The sequence below is a fragment of the Bradyrhizobium huanghuaihaiense genome (assembly GCF_025200885.1).
Classification (GTDB): domain Bacteria; phylum Pseudomonadota; class Alphaproteobacteria; order Rhizobiales; family Xanthobacteraceae; genus Bradyrhizobium; species Bradyrhizobium huanghuaihaiense.
On the sequence record NZ_CP104172.1, the window covers coordinates 5,868,574 to 5,888,119 of the forward strand.

Genomic DNA, 19,546 nt, shown 5'->3' on the forward strand with positions numbered 1-19,546 from the left:
CGATGAAAAGCCGACAACTAACCCACTTCCCTCGCCGCGTCGTTGGCGCAGAAGTGGGTATCAGGAAGCTTCCGCTCCCGGGCGAGGTACCTCTGAAGCAGAGCTATTGGCCGAAGTTACAGTTGGGTATCGTCGCCCTTCATGTGATCACGCCTGGCCACGGCAGGAGACCGGCTGAAATGCACGACTTTGCCGTCAACGTTCAGAACCGCGTTCTATCGGTCGTCAGGAGCGTCCTCCAGCAGAACGCAATCATCGCTGAGGTCCACCCGGAGTCGCGACTCGTGGACATTGGGCTGAGCTCGATGGGCATGGTCGAGTTGATGCTCAAGGTCGAAGCCGAGTTCGATCTCATCCTTCCCCAACTCGAGATCACACCCGAAAACTTCCAATCGGTGAAGGCGATGGAGCGGATGATCCTCAACCAGCTCGGATCCGGGTCGGGATGAAGCCAGTTGAACAAAGGTTGTGCTTCGAGAGCCAAGCAAGCCGCATCGAGCGGGTGCGCGAGGATACCGATCCAGCCCGGCCGCATGAGCAATCCATAAACAAAGCCGCGATTCAGCACGCGACCAGACGCGACGCTCCGCGCCGCTCCGCCGCCAAGACCTGGCTGCAAGCCATCGCACTGACCGCACGGCTCGAAGCCCAGCCGCATCGTCTGTTCGCCGACATCGTCGAGGATTGGGCACAACGGCAGCCCGGGCGGCCCGCCTTGCTCTCGGATGGCCAATCCTTCACCTACGGCGAACTCACCGACCGGATCAACCGGTATGCGCGTTGGGCACGGCACCTTGGCCTTCAGGAGGGCCGCACCGTCTGCCTCCTTGCACCGAACCGGCCGGACTATCTCGCCTGCTGGCTTGGTATCAGCAGCGTCGGCGGAACGGTGGCGCTGATCAACACCAGGCTGGTCGGCCAGTCGCTCGCCCACTGTATCGATGTCGCTCATGCCGATCACCTCATCCTGGCTGCCGATTGCGTGGACGCCTTCGAGGGCGCCCGTCCCCACCTGCACCGCGTGCCGCAATGCTGGAGCCTTGGCACCGGCGATCGACGCGACGATCTGGATGCGGCGCTCGCCGCCTTCGAACCACGACCGCTGTCCTCCGCCGAACGTGGCGACGTCACGATCGATGAACGCGCGCTCCTCATTTACACCTCGGGCACCACCGGCCTGCCGAAGGCGGCGAACGTCAGTCATCGCCGCGTTCTCGCCTGGGGCGGGTGGTTTGCCGGACTGACGGACGCGTCCACCGACGATCGCCTCTACGATTGCCTGCCGCTCCATCACTCCGTGGGCGGCGTCGCGGCTCCCTGCAGCATGCTCTGCGCGGGCGGTTCTGTCGCGATTGCGGAGAAATTTTCCGCCGGCAGATTCTGGCGCGACATCGAGCGCTTCGACTGTACCGTCTTCCAGTACATTGGCGAGCTCTGCCGCTATTTGCTGAAGGCGCCAGCATCCGAACAAGAGACGCGGCACCGGCTGCGGCTGGCTGTCGGCAACGGATTGCGCCGCGACATCTGGGAGACGTTCGCCAACCGGTTCGCGATTCCGCAGATCCTCGAATTCTATGCCGCAACCGAAGGCAATTTTTCGCTGTTCAACGTGGATGGAAAGCCGGGTGCGATCGGCCGGATACCGCCGGTTCTGGCGCATCGCTTTCCAACCTCGATCGTCAAGGTCGATGCTGACAGCGGCAGCCCAGTCCGTAACGAGGCCGGGCTCTGCATCGCGTGCGCCCCCGGCGAGACCGGCGAGGCTGTCGGACGTATTGGCAAGGCCAATTCCGACGGCCGCCCTTTCGAAGGCTACACGGATCCTGCCGAGACCAAGAAGAAGATTTTACGCGACGTCTTCGCAATGGGAGATACCTGGTTTCGCAGTGGAGATCTGATGATGCGCGACGCGCAGGGCTACCTCCACTTCATCGACCGCGTCGGCGACACCTTTCGCTGGAAGGGCGAGAACGTCGCGACCAGCGAGGTGAGCGACGCTATCGCGGACTGCCCCGGCGTTCTCGACGCCTCGACCTATGGAGTTGCGGTGTCCGGGACCGACGGCCGCGCCGGCATGGTGGCCCTGGTGGTGGAGCCAAATTTCGATTTCGGAATATTCAGAGAACATCTTTCGTGTCGCCTGCCGCCTTACGCAATCCCGGCTTTCGTCAGGTTATGCCCGGCGCTGGATACGACCGACACTTTCAGGAAGAAGAAGCAGCGATTGATCAGCGAGGGGTTCGATCCTTCGGTCGTAGGTGATCCCCTGTTCGTGCGTGATCCAGCGACCGGTCGCTATCGTTCGATCGACCGGGCCGTCTACGCGCGCATCATCGAGGGCGCAATCAGGCTCTAACATCGGCCCGGAAGCCGAAATGGGAGGTGTTTATCATGTCGGTCAGAACGAAGATCTTCTCCGCGATGAAGCAGATCGCCGAAGAACAGAAAGTCACGCTTCCACCGCTTCAGGACGACCTGTCCCTGAACGAAACCGGATTCGATTCGCTGGCTTTCGCCATCCTGGTTGCAAGGCTGGAGGACGAACTCGGCGCCGATCCCTTCACTGTCGCCGAGGATGCAGCCTTCCCGTCTACCCTCGGTGAGTTCATCAGAGCCTACGAGAATGTTCCCGCCTGACAGCATCGCGCTGGGCCACTATCTTGGCCGGGGGCCGAAAGACCGCACGATTTCCGATGCCCGGCACAGCGTATCGCTGACCGACATTATCGAGCACAGCGGCCTGACTGGCGGATGTTGCGAGTTATCCGGTCGCTCGGTGCTGATTGCGACATCGCGACAGCTGTTCGCTGCGCTTGCAATGATCGAGCTCGACGGCGTCGCACGCCGCATGCTTCTATGCCCGCCCGATCTCGATTGGGAGCGCCTGCAGGCTCTGGTTGAGCAGGCCGGGATCGACACCATCGTCACCGATCAACCGCTATCCGGATACTATGCTGGACGATGCAGTGTTCTCGGCATCGACCTGCCTGAACGGAGGGCCGCAGGACGGACGGTCGACCATGCGACTGAATGGTTGATGCTGACCTCGGGGACGTCGGGGCTGCCGAAGATCGTCCGACACACACTCGACGGGCTCGCCGGCGCGATAATTGCCGAGGGGCCTGCGCGTCACAGTGACGCAATCTGGGCAACGTTCTACGATATCCGCCGCTATGGCGGCCTGCAGATCCTCCTGCGAGCCGTGATCGGCGGTGGATCGATGGTGCTATCCGAGCCCGGGGAAACCATCGCGGCTCATGTGGCGCGGCTGCGCGCCGGCGGCGTCAGCCACATCTCCGGCACACCGTCGCACTGGCGCAAGCTCCTGATGAGCGGCACGGCCGCCAACTTTTCGCCGCGCTATATCCGCTTGTCCGGCGAAATTGCTGATCAGGCCGTGCTTGACGGCTTGGCCCAGGCATTTCCGCACGCGTCGATCGGGCATGCCTATGCCTCAACAGAAGCCGGCGTCGGGTTTAGCGTCGACGACGGGCGCGAGGGGTTTCCCGCTCACCTGATCGGGAGAAATCGGGACGGCGTGGAAATGAAGGTCGTCGAAGGCTCGTTGCGGATCCGCTCCAAGCGTACTGCGCGCGCCTATGTCGGCGCCGATGCGCTGCCGCTCGCCGACGCGGAGGGCTTCGTCGATACTGGCGATATCGTCGAGTTGCGCGGCGATCGATACCATTTCGTCGGCCGGCGAGGCGGCATTATCAATATCGGCGGGCTGAAGGTGCATCCGGAAGAGGTGGAGGCCGTGATCAATCGTCACGCCTGCGTTCAGATGTCGCGGGCGCGATCGCGCAGGAGCCCGATCACGGGCGCCATCGTGGTTGCCGATGTTGTCCTCACGGGCGGCACCGATGAGAAGCGCCACGAGACCATCCGCGCAGAGATACTCAGCCGATGCAAGGACGGCCTGGCCGCATGGAAGGTTCCCGCGGTGATCCGTTTCGTCGAGCGGCTCGAGGTCACGGCAGCGGGGAAACTGGCGCGCACCGATGCGTAACGTCGTCGTCACCGGCGGCGGCCGCGGTATCGGCCTGATCGCTCGCCGCAGCGCGTTACGCCACCTGCCCGAGGCTGACGACGTTGCTTCCGTGGTCGAATATCTTCTCGGTGAAGGAGGCCGGAACATCACCGGCACCGTGGTAACAGTCGACGCTGGTAACACCGCCTCACTGCTCGATTTATTTATCGGCGACCTGGCGCTAGCGCCACGTCAAGTTGGATGCCCCTCCCCGCAGCCTGGACGCAGCTTGCGCGGTTCAACTCAGCGACACCCCGTCAGATGCCCAAGCATCGTGTTGCAGGCGTTCTCGGCCTCCGCAAGAGTTAGAAATGCCGAACCACCGATCTTGATCGCGCCGTTACCCCCATAGAGCGGCCGCCACGACGCCACATAGCCCGCGCGTCCATGAAAACCGGCGCCAACCGGGCTCTCGTATGTGATGACAAACGAAAAGCCGTCGCCGGTCGCGCTCCAGATTTCCATGTCCTCGACGGCACGGTGAAACTCTAGGGACATTTAGCTGCGCCCCATACTGGCCTTCATCTGAACCACAGAGTTATCGTCCTGCCGGCAAGGCCCGAAGGGAGAACGGCCCTGACCACTGGGGGGGCAGGAAGGAAGGCCAGGGCCGCCGCTCCGCAGTTGCCGAGTTCCAATCGGCATATCTCTGCGATGCTATCTCGAGCCGTTCGCATAGCCCGTGACGACGCTTTACCTGACAGCGGACCACTACGATCGACCCAGAGCCGCAGATGATGAATGAATAGCCCTCTCTCTCCTTGCATTGGATGCCATTCCGGATGAACTGACAGTCCTGACGGATTACCCCATTCAGTTGGTGCTGAGCTCAGTGGCCGCCGATGTCGGAGGCCTATCCCGCTCGCGACGGAGACTTGGCCATCCGGGCCGGCGCATGGTCGAGGGCGCCCGCTCATTGCGGTCGGAGGCGTGACCAGGATTTGGCGGACCGCGACGATCCTCTTAGCGCTCACCACCCGTCGGACGATCATGTTGACCGATAGCTATTGCCGCGAGCACCGTCCGATTGCTGATTTCAAGTTTCTGAAAAATGTTGTGAAGGTGCACCTTGATGGTGCCGACGGAAATGGTCAGCCGTCTCCCGATTTCCTTGTTCGACAATCCTTCGGATACCAGACGCATGATCTGGCGCTCGCGGTCTGTCAGAGCCGTCGTCATCTTGTCCGAATTCGCGCCCTGTTCCTGCGATTGGATCGAATCGGATGGCATCATCGGCAGCAGACTTCGGTCATTGGCGATGTGCCGCAAGGACTCCACCAGCGCCTCTGGCTCCGTATCCTTCAGGACGATGCTGCAGGTAAAGGGGGCCGCATCCAAGAGCATTTCGCAATCTTCACTCGAGGCGAAAAACACCAAATGCATCGAACGATTTTCTGAATTGACGGAAAGACCCATCAGCGCGGCCAGCTCGGGCATCGCGGGATCAACAATCGCGATGTCGGGCGCCAAGTGTCGAATCGCCTGGATGCAGCTTGCAGTGTCGCTACAAGATGCAATGACGTTGAAGTCAGCTGCGTTACTGAGCACGTTGCTCAGTCCCTGCAGGACGACCGGATGCCGGTCTGCAATGACTACATTAGTACGTCGCATTGGGCGCTCCTCAGCGTGACGCCCCCAAAAACTTTAACGCCGTTAACGTGCTGCTATTTCCCAAGGCGCAGCACCGATCCCTCGAAATTTCTTCCAATACGACCAATATCCATGTCGCAGTGCAAAATTAGATTGGCTTAACGCGCTGCTCTGCTCGCTCTCCGACGCTCACGCGGCAATCTGCGCTTCCGATGCCCGTAACGCTCCTGAGACTACACTGCCGCCGGCCAGAGCGCTCCGAAATTCGGTCGCAGACCGGATTCGCACGGGGGCGGCATTGGCGGACCGAAGCCCGACGACTTTCCACCCTGAATAAACACGACCGTGTAATTCACGCATAGACTGCGGAAAAAAGCAACGCTGCTAGCCGGGCTGGGGAGTGGGCGGCGCCTGCACACCTATAACGAAGGATATATAGGGCTATCGCAAATTCGCATCTAACATTCTTAAAGGCTTCAACAACATGGAGGGATATAGCTTTCCGGACGATGCTGCGTTCGGAGTACTGCAAATTCACTAGTTCAAAAGTGTGCAAGCAGGGCGGAGATGACCACTAACAAGGCCTGTTCGCCCGTCGCGAGATTACGTTGAATTAATTTTTTGTTGTGTCAGTGCGTTGGACGGAGGGTAAAAATGAGGAGGCGTCAAATTTACGGAATGGTGCTTCTCGGAAAGAGCGTTTTAATCCGTGAAGGTATTGCCAGAATATTGCACAAGGCAAATTTTCGCATTGCCCTGTCTGCTTCGAGCTCTGAGGAGTTGCCAAGCTCCCTTCAAGCTGAGCAACTGATGTTTCTCATCATCCACAGCGGTGATGATTTTGGCCTCGAGATAGCGCAGATCGGACATTTGAAAGATCGCTATCCCGACGCGCCCATTGCAATCGTGTCGGACAATTATCGGCCGGTCGAGCTTGCCTCCGCATTTCGCGCAGGCGCCAATGGCTACTTCGTCAACGTCAATTCGTGCGACGCCTTCATCAAGTCGGTCGAACTCGTGACGATGGGCGAGACCGTCTTCCCGCCTGCGTTCCTGTGGTTCGCTCTTGACGGGAATCGTGAACGCGAAGGCGAATCCACGCAATGCGACCAGAACGAGCACGCGATTCTCGTTGCTCCAGAGGACGCGATCTCGCCGCAGCTCTCTCCGCGCGAAAGGGCAATTCTGTCTTGCCTCATTGAAGGCGATTCCAACAAAGGCATTGCTCGCAAGATCGATATCGCCGAGGCCACTGTGAAGGTCCACGTCAAGGCGATCCTGCGAAAGATACGAGTTCAGAACCGGACTCAGGCCGCAATCTGGGGAATGAACCACGGATCGCAGGTGCGAGCGTCAAACAACCACGCGCCGGCAGCCATCGATGCAGGTGCAGGCGTCGTGACGCCACTCAAGATGATCTCCGAGACGGATCATCTCAATCAGACGCCTCCCTTGGTCCCCCAGTCTGATCACGCAGCGACGACGCCTATCGACGGCCGGATCCGCAAGGGCATCGATCGAGGGTCCGGCGCGGCCGTGCGGTTGTACAAGTAGTCCTAGGGGGCCGGAGACGACTCCCACCATCGGAATGCTCCCATTACGGGTGCAAGCCGCGACATTGTTCGTCGATTTCACGACAGGCATCCCGGCAGGATACCTTTCCTGCCGCCTTCGCGCGACAGCATGCGGACAGTGTCGACGTCCCCCTTGTCGGGACGTCGAGCATCGGCGTTGCGAGAACTGGCCGCCTACTTAACGCTCCCGCAGCGCCTCCTGCTTATATTTCGCTAAGGGCCAGAGAAGGTAGCTGATGATCCTGGGCGCGCCGGTATTGATCTCGACCGTCACCGCCATGCGGGGACCGAGTTTGACGAGCTTGTCCTCCCACGAAACTCCGGTGGAGTGCCGCAGGGCAGCGTGCCCAGACCAAAATGCACTCGCCTTCTGAGCACTTCACCCTCGTCCAAGTGACGGATCAGAGCGACAGTCCCGCTAGGCTCATGGGCGCGCTGGCGGCTTTAAACCGGTAGCGCCGCGGCTCAATGGACCATCCTAGTTACCTATTTATTGCCTTTCCCAACCAGTGAGGTGGAATGTACTGATTCAAGCGCAGATGAGCGACTGGGTCGTAGAGTGCCATGGGTTATGCGTTCTTCACCGATTTGCCGGCCTCTACACAATTTCCGGCACATTTAGTCGACGGCGGCAGGGCGGCCCCACCAAGCGTCGGTAGGGGCCGGCTAGTTGCCTCGTGCGACTTCATCTGCTGCATCTTCCGCCAACCGACGATCGCCTTATCGGCATATTTAGCTTGGTCATCGTCGCGAAGCCTCAACTATCAGCGCTGGTGCGAAAATGGTGCAGACCAATAGAACGGATAATTGGGTAAATCGGGACAATATGCCGCCTGACTTTCGTCCGGCACCCACCATGTCCCCGGTAGAAGTGCTAGCCTTCATACGACGACATCTCTCGATCATATCGCTGGCAACCTTGGCAACGCTTGTCATTGCCATAATTTACCTCATTACCGCGGCCCCCACGTATACGGCGAAGGCGGAACTCGTGGTGGACTCGAGAGCGGTCGACCCTACCTCGGTGTCAACGATCGTGGAAAGCCAGATCAAGATCATAACGTCTGAGAGCATCGCTAACGCCGTGATCGAAAAGCTCGGCCTTGCTCAAGATCCGGAATTTGAGGCCAGCCAAGCCAGCCCCCTGCACAGCATGACCAGATCGATATCCCGTCTGCTCGGCTGGAGTAAACTGGAAACGAAAGCTAATGCGGCGCGGTATATCGTGGAATCGTTCCAACGCAAGCTTTCGGCCAAGCGCCTCGGCGCTACGTATCTTGTCGAGATTACCTTCGACTCCAGAGATCCCGATCGAGCGGCGCAGATCCTAAACGCCGTCGCAGAAAAATATATTACCCGTCAAATGGACTATGCCGGCTTACGAGATGATTCGTGGATCAAGGATCGAATGAACGAATTGAGCGCTCAAGCATTAGCTGCCCAAAAAGCATTGGAGGATTTCAGTAGAAACGGGAAAGATACAGCGGATTCCGCTGCTACTAACGATAGACTGGCAGTCGCTGCTGAATCATCCAAAAGCGCCTATGATAACTTTCGCCACGTGCTGCGTAAGATGGAAGCCACGCGACAACAATCCTTGCCGGTGTTTGAGGCGAGTCTCATCAGTGGGGCGTCGCCTCCTTTGAGGGCCAGTTCGCCAAAAGCCAAAGTCGTGCTTGGAGCAGCGATTGTTGCGGGAGCGCTTCTTGGCATCGCTATCGGAATACTGCGCGAACTGTCCGAAATTCTCGCCATCGGGCGGGAACCTCGTCTAAGCGCACAAGACGACTGGATCGATCGACCTATTCCGGACGTGCTTCGATCCGATCATCAATCTGAAATATCGGCAAAGACAAGGCCAGCGCGCCTTACGGGTTCGGGGTGAGCGCGGTCTCGCGGCTCCCCATGGAGACGCCCGACCCCGGTGACAGGTTCAACCTATTCGGTCGCGTGGATCGCCTGCATTCCAAGGGGCTCTCAGCTTGGCCGCTCACTCGCGACACCTTTATCGTTTTTGCCGGAGTCCAGCGGCGCGTGCGACTGTCCCACTTGGCTCGGGGTGCCAGGTGCGAATTCTCTCGATAGGTTTTACATTCCCGATCCATTGAAGGATGATAACTATCCGATTGGCGGCTGGATCATCCAGCTTTCAATATGACGTCGCGCATGCGACTGACGACGCCCGGCTAAGATTTGCCGAGGATGACATACCGGCGCCTAGCCCGGAGCATCTACGCGGCCGATCTCATTCGGCCGGTTGGTTGCCGCCTCCGAAGTTCGAGGTCGACGACGTCGCGATATCTTCATCGCTGCGCACGGCAAGTTCGGTCGCAGAGCCAACAAGCGCGCTTCCTACCGTTCGCGCAGGACGTCATGCTCGTACCTGGCGAAGGGCGAGAGTAGATAGCCGATGATACGGCGGGATCCGGTCTTGACGACCACCACCGTGACCGCCATGCCCGGGCCGAGATCGACGACGCGATCCTGTGGGACAACCACGGCGAGCACCTAGGCCGGCGTGACGAACGTCCCCCACCGTATGCACCGCAAGCTGCTGGACGACGACGTCGACGGGGGCCACGAGACCCAGGAGCTTCGTTCGCCGCTCGGCCTTGATCTCGTCGTGGGCGACGCCGGGAAGTTCGCGAGCGGATCGCCGCCGTCGAAGAGCATTGCCTGCAACCTCGCGACGTCGAGCCGAGCGGCGATCAGGTCTGCCTTGACATGCCCCTGTCGTGGTCGGATCGAGCTCGATCATGTCGACTGAGACGCGCGCCGCATATTCCAGCTCAGCGATATCCAGACCGATTGCGAGAACTTTTGACACGGACGCCTTCCTTAAGTGGGCTCAACACCTCCACTTTGGCATCTAGCACATCGATGCCGTCGGGCGGGGCTTCCACCCCCATCATAAACCCGCGCCGCTGGCCCGCTGGTCGAAGCCCGTAGAGGACTTGTTGCCTATTGCGAGACACGGTTCGCGCCCGCGGGCGCTTTTGCTTCGGCGGTGGACCGCGCATCGGGAATTACCCGCAAGCCCCCTAATCCAATTCAAATGCAGAGCTATAGTCCTGCCTGAGCGCAGTATCTTGCTCTGACTTTTTGAGCACGCAATTGCCGACCACGAGCAGGTCGAGTTCACTTCCCATGAAGCATCGGAAAGCGTCTTCCGGCGTGCAGACGATCGGCTCACCGCGTACGTTAAAAGAGGTGTTGACTAGCACCGGGCATCCTGTGAGCCGCTTGAATTCGGTGAGTAGCCGATGAAATTTGGGATTGGTGTCGCGGCTCACCGTCTGGATACGCGCGGAATAGTCGATATGGGTCACGGCCGGAATTTCCGAGCGCGACACGTTGAGCTTGTCGATGCCGAACAGCGCCCGCTCGTCCGCGCTCATCGCGCGCCGCTTGTCCTTCAGGACGTCGGCGACGATCAGCATATAGGGACTATCGGAGTCGAGCTCGAACCAGTCCGCGACGTCCTCCCGTAACACCGCGGGCGCGAAGGGCCGAAAGCTCTCGCGATACTTGACTTTCAGGTTGAGGTTCTTCTGCATGGTCGGTGAGCGGGGATCGCCAAGGATCGAGCGCGCGCCAAGCGAGCGCGGGCCGAATTCCATGCGGCCCTGGAACCAGCCGACCGCGAGTTGGTCGGCAAGCGCCTTTGCGGTGGTCTTGATGACAGTATCTTCGGACAGCACGTCGAAGCGCGCGCCCACCTCCTTCAGCCTGCGTTCGATTTCGCCTTGTGAGTAGTGAGGCCCGAGGAACGCGCCCGACATACCGTCGGACGACGCAGGAATGCGTGGGTTGCCCTTGAACTGGTGATAAGCGGCCAGCGCCGCCCCAACCGCCCCTCCGGCGTCACCCGCCGCCGGCTGGATCCAGATTTTGTCGAACTTGCCGTCGCGCAGCACCTTGCCATTGGCGACGCAGTTCAGCGCCACGCCGCCGGCAAGACACAAATTGCGCGCACCGGTCTTCTTCGCAAGACTCCGCGTCAGGCGCAGCACCGCCTCATCAAGCACGGCCTGGATAGAAGCCGCGACGTCCATGTGAAACGAAGTCAGCAATTTGTCGGGCGTGCGCACCGGCGCGCCGAACAGCTTTGCGAACCGCTCATTGGTCATGGTGAGCCCGGTGCAATAGTCAAAATAAGACATGTCGAGCCGGAACGAGCCATCCGGCTTGAGGTCAATAAGATGGTCCAGAATCAGCTTGGCGTATTTCGGCTCGCCATAGGGGGCGAGCCCCATCACCTTGTACTCGCCGGAATTGACCTTAAAGCCGGTGTAATACGTTAGCGCGGAATAGAGCAGTCCCAGCGAGTGGGGAAAGTGAATCTCCTGAAAGATCTCGAGCTTGTTGCCCTCGCCAATCGCAGCCGACGTCGTCGCCCATTCGCCGACGCCGTCCATGGTCAGCACCACCGCCTTCTCGAAGGGCGATGGAAAAAAGGCAGACGCCGCGTGGCTCAGATGATGCTCGGTGAAAAGCAACTTGTCGGACGAAATCTCTTCGTCAAATGGCTTCAGTTGCTTGCGTAGCAGGCTCTTTTGAAACAGCTTTTCCTTGAGCCAGAGCGGGATCGCCATCTTGAAGGAAGAAAACCCCTTTGGCGCCATCGCGATGTAGGTCTCGAGCAGCCGTTCGAATTTCAGGAACGGCTTGTCGTAAAAGGCGACGTGCTCGATCTCGGAGAGCTTTGCGCCTGCGGCATCCAGGCAATAGCCGACCGCGTTGTGCGGAAACGAGGCATCGTGCTTCTTGCGCGTAAAGCGTTCCTCCTGCGTGGCCGCGACGATGCGGCCGTCCTCGACCAGCGCGGCGGCGCTGTCGTGATAGAATGCGGAGATGCCGAGGATGCGCATAGCCTTAGAAAACCGTGTAGATGAACGGCGCGAACACCGTGCCCTGGGTCAGCACGACAAGGCCGCCGAACACCACCATCATCACAAAGATCGGCAGCAGCCAGAATTTCTTTCGCACGCGCATGAAGCGCCACAGTTCGGCAAGAAAATCTATCATCAGAACTGATCTCTCATGGTTTCAGGCTGAGGCCCCGGCGCGCGCGCGATCCAGTAGGTGTCGGAAGCCGGTTCCCGCTTCAGCCGCAACAGGTCCTTGCCCCGCATGCGCACGATCAGGCCCGTGGGCAGGATCGCGCCGAACAACAACAGTCCCATCACGATCGGGTTGACGATCTTGTGCAGGACGAGACCGAGCATCATCCACAGAATGTTGAGCGGATGAAGCCAGGAGGGCTTGAGCCAGCCCGCCGCCGCAAACAGCACGGCGGCCAGCAGCATCCCGGGCCACAGCCGGCCATGATGCCAGCCGTTGAAGAGGCTTAAGACGGCCAAAGCCGCTGCCATCACAAGGCCGAACGTCCGGTCCGATCCGGGGGGCGCCGCTTCGTCCCGGACAAAGCTCTCGTGGGTTGACTGCTTCATTCGACTATCAAAAGAAAGCGCTGCCCGTGCGTCCTCGAGATAACTGTCCCAAAACTTCGCCGGCACGTCCTTGCTTCGCCATACCCGCTTTGCGGCGGAGGTCGATTGATCCGAAAGCCTTGATTGCTGAGACTCGTAAATCCGACGGCCAGCTTCCTCGAGAATAGAGTCAATGCGCCATTCACTCACGAAAACCTCGCCCGTTCTCGTCCTGGCAACAAGCTGGAGTATTTCGTAAGCCCAGAGGCGGCTGCAAGGGGACTAACGAGGTACCCCCCTGAGGTTAGCCGCTTCGGCATGTGGTTTTCGCGATAACAGTCGTCCGGTTCGTTCCGCCGAACGTTTGAACCTCGGGCACGGCTAGCTTGAGTCGTCTCCCGCGCCGGTCCGGCGCATTGGAAGAAGAGTGCAACCCGAATCCTGAGGGAACTCTAGTTTGAAAGCCGGTGTGGATTTTCGCAGCCGGTTATTCGCCCGTGCGGATCAACCGATAGTGGCGTTGCAGGCAGCGATGTTCATCGCAAAATGCCAACCGAAGTCGCTGGGCGTACCTCACCCTGGGTATGGTCGCTCGCCCTCAGGATACGGTATAAATTGCCGATAGGTCGCTCATCGTTGCATCGCGATTTCACACGATCCTGGCTGCTTCCAACCGCGTGTTCGAGTTTGGGCTATTCCGGATTGAGCCGCTCGCCCCCGTATATGTCTATAAGATTCCGCGCGGGAGTGTGCGAGGAAATTGGGGAGCCTCAGAGATCGTCATCAGAGCTGAAAGGACCTTGAGAGGGCGACTAGGTGCCCGTCGTCGCGCGGTCATCGATAACGGGCCATGCCCACGTTCGGAACGGGGACTCGTCAACAGTCGGTCGGACATAGAAGGAGGGGACATGAAAACCAAGGAGAGTCTCCTAGGCGGCATAACAGTTGCAATTGCTGTTATTGGTTTTTTGGCGGTAGTAGAATGTGTTCTTCGCTTCCTTCCTGTGAGGACTTCGCCACCTATCGTTCCAGTCACGCAAATCGATCCAGTGTTTCGCTTCACGCCTAACCGTTCCTTTGTGTTCTCAAAGGACTGGGACCTCGCCATGGTTAATTATAGCCATACCAATAACGATGGATGGGTGAACAAGCTCGACTATCGAAAAGAGGACCCGCTGCCGCTGATCGGTGTCATCGGGGACTCATACATCGAAGCCCTATCTGTCCCGCCCGATAGTACCGCGCAAGCCCATCTATCTGAATCCCTCAAGGAAACATTTCGAGTTTACAGCTTTGCCGCATCAGGTGCGCCCCTGAGTCAATATGTTGTCTGGGCCGCGTATGCAGCTCGAGAATACAAAGCGAAGGCGCTGATCATAAACGTTGTTGGGAACGACTTTGACGAAAGCCACTTGAGCTATAGTCAACACGTCCCCGGTTTCTGGATTTATGTTCCAGAAACAAGCGGGGAACTCCGCTTGAAATTGCTCGAGCATCACCCAGGCGCAATGCGTTCTTTTCTAAAGATGAGCGCTCTTGCACGGTACCTCTTCCTTAATTTGAATGTTAAGGAGGCGCTATTGAATGCGAAATGGGGAAGCTTTGTTTTTGGAGAGCACTATCGTGACCCAAAAGTTTATGCGGGTAATACGAGTGCCAGTCCGGATCCTGCGCGAATAGAGGCGTCTATCGCAGCGATCAACGCGTTCTTTCGAGATCTGCCGAAATATACTGGCCTCCAACCAGATCGCATTGTGTTTACGATGGACGGGTTCCGATATCCGGATGCGGCGAACGCTGGCAAAGGAAGCTACTACGATATTATGAGAACTTTGTTTCGAAAGACGGCGGAAACGTTGGGCTACGAAGTGATTGACATGGATCCCCTGTTCTTTGCCGATTTTCAGCTTCACGGTGGTCGGTTTGAGTATCCAAGAGATGCTCATTGGAATCCGACGGCGCATGCCATGGTCGCGAAAGCGATGCTTTCCTCGAAACTCATTGGTCGGCTTCAATGCTCTCTGGACAATTCGTGCGAGGGTGAGCGCGGTAACGACCAGGCTTCTGCCGAGGGTCGTGTCCCCGGCCAAGCTGCTCGCGAGCCGCGCCCTAAATAGCGCCGCGGCGGGCGAGCGTCTTCGCAATCGATCATCGTTGGTTCGCCCAGTAAGACCGGTTGCGATGTCAATCTCATTCGAAGAGGGACCTGTGTTACGAAAACCTAAACCCGGGCGTAGCGCTATGTGAAAACGGCAAGACGCCTGAGCGCCATAGAAGGAATTCTTCTTCCAAGACCGTTCTGGGGCTCAAGCCCCGGAAGCGTATGAGGTCAGCCAGCTGTACCTCTAATAGCGGTGCAATAGCGGACCTGACCAGAGTCCCGAGAAGGGCCGGTAGCAGAGGAATATTTTCTGGATAGGTATCACGTCCACGTGCCGAGCAGTCATGATCGAATATCCTGCTGAACGGATCGACTACCGCGAGCAAAGATCGGGGCCGACAATTCTTTTCGTGCCCGGACTCGCCGGACGACGTTTCGATTGAACGGGAGATCGACGTCATCGAAGCAGTCTTCCAGCGCACCAAGAGCCCTGTCCCTCGACCCGGCGGCGCGCTGGATGGAGGCGCACGGCGGCCAAGCCTTTTTCGCCTACTCGACGAACTAGCTGGTCGACATCGAGAACGCGCCAAGCGATCAGAAGGTGGATGAAGTATCTCCCCTTTGGAAGGGAAGTAGTGCAGCCGGATCGACATCGGCCGGTTGCGCGCAATGCTCCTCGATGATGCTCCACTTCGTCTATCGCTCCCGCAGCGCCTCCTGCTTGTATCTTGCCAGCGGCGAGAGAAGATAGCTGATGATTCTGCGCGCGCCGGTCTTGATCTCGACCGTCACCGCCATGCCAGGGCCGAGCTTGACGAGCTTGTCCTCCACCTGCATGTGCGTGCGATCGAGTGAAACGCGCGCCGCATATTCCAGCTCCTGGCCTTTTGGCTCGCTACTGCCTTGCGCCGTGCCCGACGCACGGTCGTTCGATCCACCCTGCCTGTCGCGCGTGATGGCATCTGTCGACACGCTCAGCACATCTCCAGAGAGAAGCCCGTAACGCGTGAAGTTGAACGTATCGATCTTGATCTCCGCCTTTTGCCCGGGATGAACGAATCCGATATCGCGGTTGGAGAGCATGGCCTCGATCTCAAGCTGGCTCTCGGTCGGAACCACGATGGCCAGGGCCTGCGCCGGCGTCACCACGCCTCCCACCGTGTGAACGGCAAGCTGTTGCACCGTGCCGTCGACCGGCGCGGTCAGATGCTGCAGCTTGGTGCGGCGGTCCGCCTTGACCACTTCCTGCGCAGCGCTTGCCGCCTTCTGCTCGGCTTTCGCAAGTGCGTCATAGGTGGTACGACGATACTCCGCGGCAGTCCTCTCTTTCGTTTCCTTCAGCAAGGCGATCGCAGCGTCGGCTTCGCGGAGCCGACTCTGCTGCAGCACCAGATCCTGTTGAAGGCCGACCAGTTCTTGGTACTCGGAGAGATAGACAACCTTCGAGGCCAGGGCCTTGTCGACGAGACCTTTGCGAATGTCGACCCGCTCCTGCAGCACCGGTATCGTCGCCTGGAGCTTCGCCACGCTCGCCGATGTGGTCGCCCGCTCCGCTTCCTTCTGACCTTGCTGGCGCTCGATCTCTGCGAGCTTGGCGCTCTGTTCGGCGCGCTGGCTGATCAGAAACTGGCGATGCATCTCGATCTCCGCGGCACTAGCGCCCTGCGGTGGTCGAAAAGCGGCGAGCGGATCACCGGTGAGCGCTGCGCGCAACCGCGCGACGTCGAGTTCCGACGCAACCAGATCGCTTCTCTGGCGCTCCTGATCGGCCTCCGTCATGGTTGGATCAAGCTCGATCAGAACGTCGCCGGCCTTGACGCTCTGTCCGTCGCGTACGTGGATTGCGCGGACGACGCCCGTCTCGAACGGCTGGATCAGCTTGGTACGGCCACCAGGCACGATCTTGCCTGTCGCGGTGGCGACGATATCGACGCTGCCCAACGACGCCCACAACAGCGCGATGCAAAAAACCGCGATGATGCTCACCCCGATCGCGCGACCGATCGGAGACGGCGGCGATTCGGTGATCTCAAGCGCCGCAGGCAGAAATGCGATCTCAGGCTCCCGCCGTCGAACCTCGGCTCGCGGAAAGGGGACAATATTTCGGCTAGCGGACATCATGGATACCGGCCTGCAAGTAGTGGAGATTTGCGTAGCGTCCGTTCGAGCGGACCAGCTCATCATGACTGCCGTCCTCGACAATTCGGCCGTGCTCGAGTGTGATGATCCGGTTCGCATTGCGCACGGTCGAGAGCCGATGAGCGATGACGAACACAGTCCGGCCCGCGGCAATCCGTTTCATGTTCTGCTGGATGGCCCTCTCGCTTTCATAATCAAGCGCACTGGTCGCCTCGTCGAAGATAAGAATGCGCGGGTTGGTAATGAGTGCGCGAGCGATCGCAACACGCTGGCGCTGCCCGCCGGATAAAGTGCTGCCGCGTTCGCCCACGACGGTGTCGTAGCCCTCCGGCAGCTCCAGGATGAAGTCGTGAGCGCCGGCGAGTGAGGCCGCCTCGATGACGCGCTCCATGGGCATGGACGGGTCGGCGAGCGCGATGTTCTCGCGAATCGAGCGATTGAAGAGCACGTTCTCCTGCAACACCACGCCGATCTGGCGCCGAAGCCAGGTCAGGTCGGCGGTTGCGAGATCAACGCCATCGACCAGCACGCGTCCGCTCTCCGGCACGTAGAAGCGCTGGATCAGCTTGCCGATGGTGCTCTTGCCCGAGCCCGAAGAGCCGACAATACCGATGACCTGGCCGGGCTCGACGCCGAAGGACACATCGTGCAGCACCTCGGGGCCGTCGGCGCGGTAGCGGAAGGTCGCGTGCTCGAACACAACCTTGCCGCGGATCGGCGGCAGCGCGGCGCGAGCCGAACTGAAGCTTGGCTCGGGAATGGTGTTGAGAATGTCGCCGAGACGATCGACCGACAGACGGGCCTGATGGAACTCCTGCCATATCTGCGCGAGCCGAAGCACCGGCATGCTCACCCGCCCCGCCAGCATGTTGAACGCGACCAGCTCGCCGACGCTCAGATCGCCGCCGATGACGAGCCTGGCGCCGAAGTAGAGCGTTGCGGCCGTGACCAGCTTGTTGATCATCTGGACGGCTTGGCTTGCCGTGTTGTTCAGGCTGAGCACGCGGAAGCTCGCGCCGACATAGCCGGCAAGTTGCTCCTCCCAGCGGCGCTGCATCTGCGGCTCGACCGCCATCGCCTTCAGTGTCTCAACGCCCGTGACGCTCTCGACCAGGAAGGCCTGGTTCTCCGATCCACGATTGAACTTCTCATCGAGGCGCCGGCGAAACAGCGGCGCGGCACCGGCGGAGATCCCGATGTAGAACGGGAATGAAGCCAGAACAATCAGCGTCAGCGGTGTCGAGTAGTAGAACATCACCGCAAGGAAGACGACGGTGAACAGGAGATCGACGACAAGCGTGAGCGCCGAGCTCGTCAGGAACTGACGGATGTTCTCGAGCTCACGAACGCGGGCAACCGAGTCGCCAACGCGGCGCGTTTGAAAATAGGCGATCGGCAGCGCCATCAGATGACGGAACAGCCGCGCGCCGAGCTCGACGTCGATACGGTTCGTCGTGTGCGCGAACAGATAGACGCGCAACGTGCCGAGGACGGTCTCGAACAAGGTCAACGCGACGAGGCCTGCAACCAGCACATCGAGCGTGCTGATGCTTCGATGCACCAGAACCTTGTCGATGACGACCTGGAAGAACAGCGGGGCAACGAGCGCAAAGACCTGAAGGAAGAACGAGGCGATCAGCACTTCGCCGAGAAGACCGCGATACTTGTGAACCGCGCCGAGGAACCAGCCGATATCGAATCGTCTGGAGAGATCCGTCAGGGCCGCCCGTCGGGTCATCAGGATGATGTCACCGTCCCAGATCGCCTCGAGCTCGGCCTGGGTCATCGATTCAGGTCGGGAGGATAATGGACGCTGAACGAGGAGCGTGTCGTCGACGACCTTGCCCAGGATCAGGAAGCTGCCATCGCGCAGCGCGGCGATCGCCGGCAACGGCGTGACGGCAAGCCTGTTCCAGTTCGACCGTTGCGCACGGGCCTTGAGGCCGAATTCCCTGGTGCAACGCAGGATTTCGGTCACACCGACGCGCGAGGTACCCATGCGATGGCGAATTTGCTCCGGGTCGGCGGCAACGCCATGGCAACGCAGCAATATCGCCGTTGCGATAAGTCCCGACTCATCGCCGTCCACAGGCTCAGGACCGGGCTTCTGAACGCGCGTATCGCGACGAACGAAGGGATATGCCCGCATCAGTGCGTCTCCGGCGCGGACAGCCACGTCGCGCGCGTGCGCGATCACACCGGCAAACGCCTGATGCGCCCGGTCGGCGAGGCTTTGAGATCCGCTCAGGATCAGTCGGCCGTCCCAGATCTCCTCGAATTCGGCGCGCGGCATCAACTTCGGCTGTGTCGCGGTCGGATGCAGAACGAGCGCGGCGTCTTCCTCGACCTTCCCGAGCAGCAGGAAGCCGCCATCACGCAGCCCTGCGATTCCGGGGAGGCTGATGCCTGCGAGCTGTTTCCAATGTGTCGTGCGCGAAGCGACCTTCAGTCCGAAATCGCGGGCGCAGCGAAGCATCGCACGGATGCCGATTGCGCTGTCTCCGCAACTGTCGCGGAGCTGGTCGGGCTCGGCGTTTACGCCATGAAGGCGCAGAAACAGAGACAGGGTTCGAAGCCCGAGGTCTCCGGCATGGGCATTTCCATTCTGGATCGCCATTTAATACTCAACCCTTCGCGGCTACCGGCCGCGTATGATGTTCCTTCTCATGCATTCCAAAAC

Annotated in this window: 16 protein-coding genes and 1 pseudogene; 9 read left to right on the top strand and 8 right to left on the bottom strand. The window is 59.8% G+C overall.

Features of this window, described 5'->3' with window-relative positions:
* Window positions 1-179 precede the first annotated feature (179 nt).
* The 5 genes and pseudogenes from N2603_RS28040 to N2603_RS28060 form a co-directional block, all read left to right on the top strand.
* On the top strand, window positions 180-449 hold the full coding sequence (locus N2603_RS28040) for a phosphopantetheine-binding protein (protein ID WP_026311989.1): 270 nt from the start codon (window positions 180-182) through the stop codon (window positions 447-449).
* Complete coding sequence (locus N2603_RS28045) at window positions 446-2,356, top strand: long-chain-acyl-CoA synthetase (RefSeq protein ID WP_260384673.1); 1,911 nt, start codon at window positions 446-448, stop codon at window positions 2,354-2,356. Before N2603_RS28040 ends, N2603_RS28045 begins: the two co-directional genes overlap by 4 nt.
* A 35-nt stretch (window positions 2,357-2,391) precedes the next feature.
* The gene (locus N2603_RS28050) at window positions 2,392-2,637 is read left to right on the top strand and encodes an acyl carrier protein (protein WP_018642981.1); all 246 of its coding nucleotides are present in this window, start codon (window positions 2,392-2,394) and stop codon (window positions 2,635-2,637) included.
* Window positions 2,624-4,009 carry a class I adenylate-forming enzyme family protein gene (locus N2603_RS28055; RefSeq protein ID WP_260384674.1) on the top strand — a complete coding sequence of 462 codons (1,386 nt, stop codon included), beginning with the start codon at window positions 2,624-2,626 and terminating at the stop codon, window positions 4,007-4,009. The genes N2603_RS28050 and N2603_RS28055 overlap by 14 nt, the downstream gene beginning before the upstream one ends.
* A gap of 37 nt (window positions 4,010-4,046) precedes the next feature.
* Window positions 4,047-4,178, top strand: a pseudogene (locus tag N2603_RS28060) (SDR family NAD(P)-dependent oxidoreductase); the annotation flags it as partial.
* Window positions 4,179-4,273: 95 nt separating this feature from the next.
* Here the strand turns inward: N2603_RS28060 and N2603_RS28065 are convergent.
* Both N2603_RS28065 and N2603_RS28070 read right to left on the bottom strand, forming a co-directional pair.
* Window positions 4,274-4,528: a hypothetical protein gene (locus N2603_RS28065; RefSeq protein ID WP_018642983.1), complete on the bottom strand. Its 255-nt coding sequence runs from the start codon at window positions 4,526-4,528 to the stop codon at window positions 4,274-4,276.
* 465 nt (window positions 4,529-4,993) lie between these two features.
* A complete protein-coding gene (locus N2603_RS28070; protein WP_260384675.1) occupies window positions 4,994-5,641 on the bottom strand; it encodes a response regulator transcription factor in 648 nt (215 codons plus the stop codon).
* A 789-nt stretch (window positions 5,642-6,430) separates the two neighbouring features.
* On the opposite strand from N2603_RS28070, the gene N2603_RS28075 reads away from it, so the two are divergent.
* Window positions 6,431-7,174, top strand: a complete 744-nt coding sequence (locus N2603_RS28075; RefSeq protein ID WP_244635881.1) for a LuxR C-terminal-related transcriptional regulator — start codon at window positions 6,431-6,433, stop codon at window positions 7,172-7,174.
* An 876-nt stretch (window positions 7,175-8,050) separates the two neighbouring features.
* Window positions 8,051-9,079, top strand: a complete 1,029-nt coding sequence (locus tag N2603_RS28080; protein WP_260424273.1) for a Wzz/FepE/Etk N-terminal domain-containing protein — start codon at window positions 8,051-8,053, stop codon at window positions 9,077-9,079.
* Window positions 9,080-9,546: 467 nt separating this feature from the next.
* Here the strand turns inward: N2603_RS28080 and N2603_RS44980 are convergent, their stop codons facing one another.
* Entirely contained in the window at window positions 9,547-9,693 is a 147-nt protein-coding gene (locus N2603_RS44980) for a hypothetical protein (RefSeq protein WP_425248930.1), read from the bottom strand.
* 40 nt (window positions 9,694-9,733) lie between these two features.
* On the opposite strand from N2603_RS44980, the gene N2603_RS28090 reads away from it, so the two are divergent.
* Window positions 9,734-9,961, top strand: coding sequence for a hypothetical protein (locus tag N2603_RS28090; protein WP_260424449.1), 228 nt, complete (start codon window positions 9,734-9,736; stop codon window positions 9,959-9,961).
* Between the two features lie 274 nt (window positions 9,962-10,235).
* On the opposite strand, the gene N2603_RS28095 is transcribed toward N2603_RS28090, so the two are convergent.
* From N2603_RS28095 to N2603_RS28105, 3 genes are read right to left on the bottom strand one after another with little or no spacing between them, the layout of a single operon-like run.
* A complete protein-coding gene (locus N2603_RS28095; protein WP_260384676.1) occupies window positions 10,236-12,065 on the bottom strand; it encodes a carbamoyltransferase family protein in 1,830 nt (609 codons plus the stop codon).
* Window positions 12,066-12,069: 4 nt separating this feature from the next.
* A complete protein-coding gene (locus N2603_RS28100; RefSeq protein ID WP_018642991.1) occupies window positions 12,070-12,222 on the bottom strand; it encodes a DUF5989 family protein in 153 nt (50 codons plus the stop codon).
* Window positions 12,222-12,836 carry a hypothetical protein gene (locus N2603_RS28105; protein WP_244635882.1) on the bottom strand — a complete coding sequence of 205 codons (615 nt, stop codon included), beginning with the start codon at window positions 12,834-12,836 and terminating at the stop codon, window positions 12,222-12,224. The genes N2603_RS28100 and N2603_RS28105 overlap by 1 nt, the downstream gene beginning before the upstream one ends.
* 698 nt (window positions 12,837-13,534) lie before the next feature.
* Here N2603_RS28105 and N2603_RS28110 point away from each other — a divergent pair.
* Window positions 13,535-14,743 (top strand): hypothetical protein, encoded by a 1,209-nt coding sequence (locus tag N2603_RS28110; protein ID WP_260384677.1) that lies wholly within the window; start codon window positions 13,535-13,537, stop codon window positions 14,741-14,743.
* Window positions 14,744-15,423: 680 nt separating this feature from the next.
* Here N2603_RS28110 and N2603_RS28115 read toward each other — a convergent pair.
* A complete protein-coding gene (locus N2603_RS28115; RefSeq protein ID WP_260424274.1) occupies window positions 15,424-16,848 on the bottom strand; it encodes an HlyD family type I secretion periplasmic adaptor subunit in 1,425 nt (474 codons plus the stop codon).
* Window positions 16,835-19,483, bottom strand: coding sequence for a type I secretion system permease/ATPase (locus tag N2603_RS28120; protein WP_260384678.1), 2,649 nt, complete (start codon window positions 19,481-19,483; stop codon window positions 16,835-16,837). Before N2603_RS28120 ends, N2603_RS28115 begins: the two co-directional genes overlap by 14 nt.
* Window positions 19,484-19,546 lie beyond the last annotated feature (63 nt).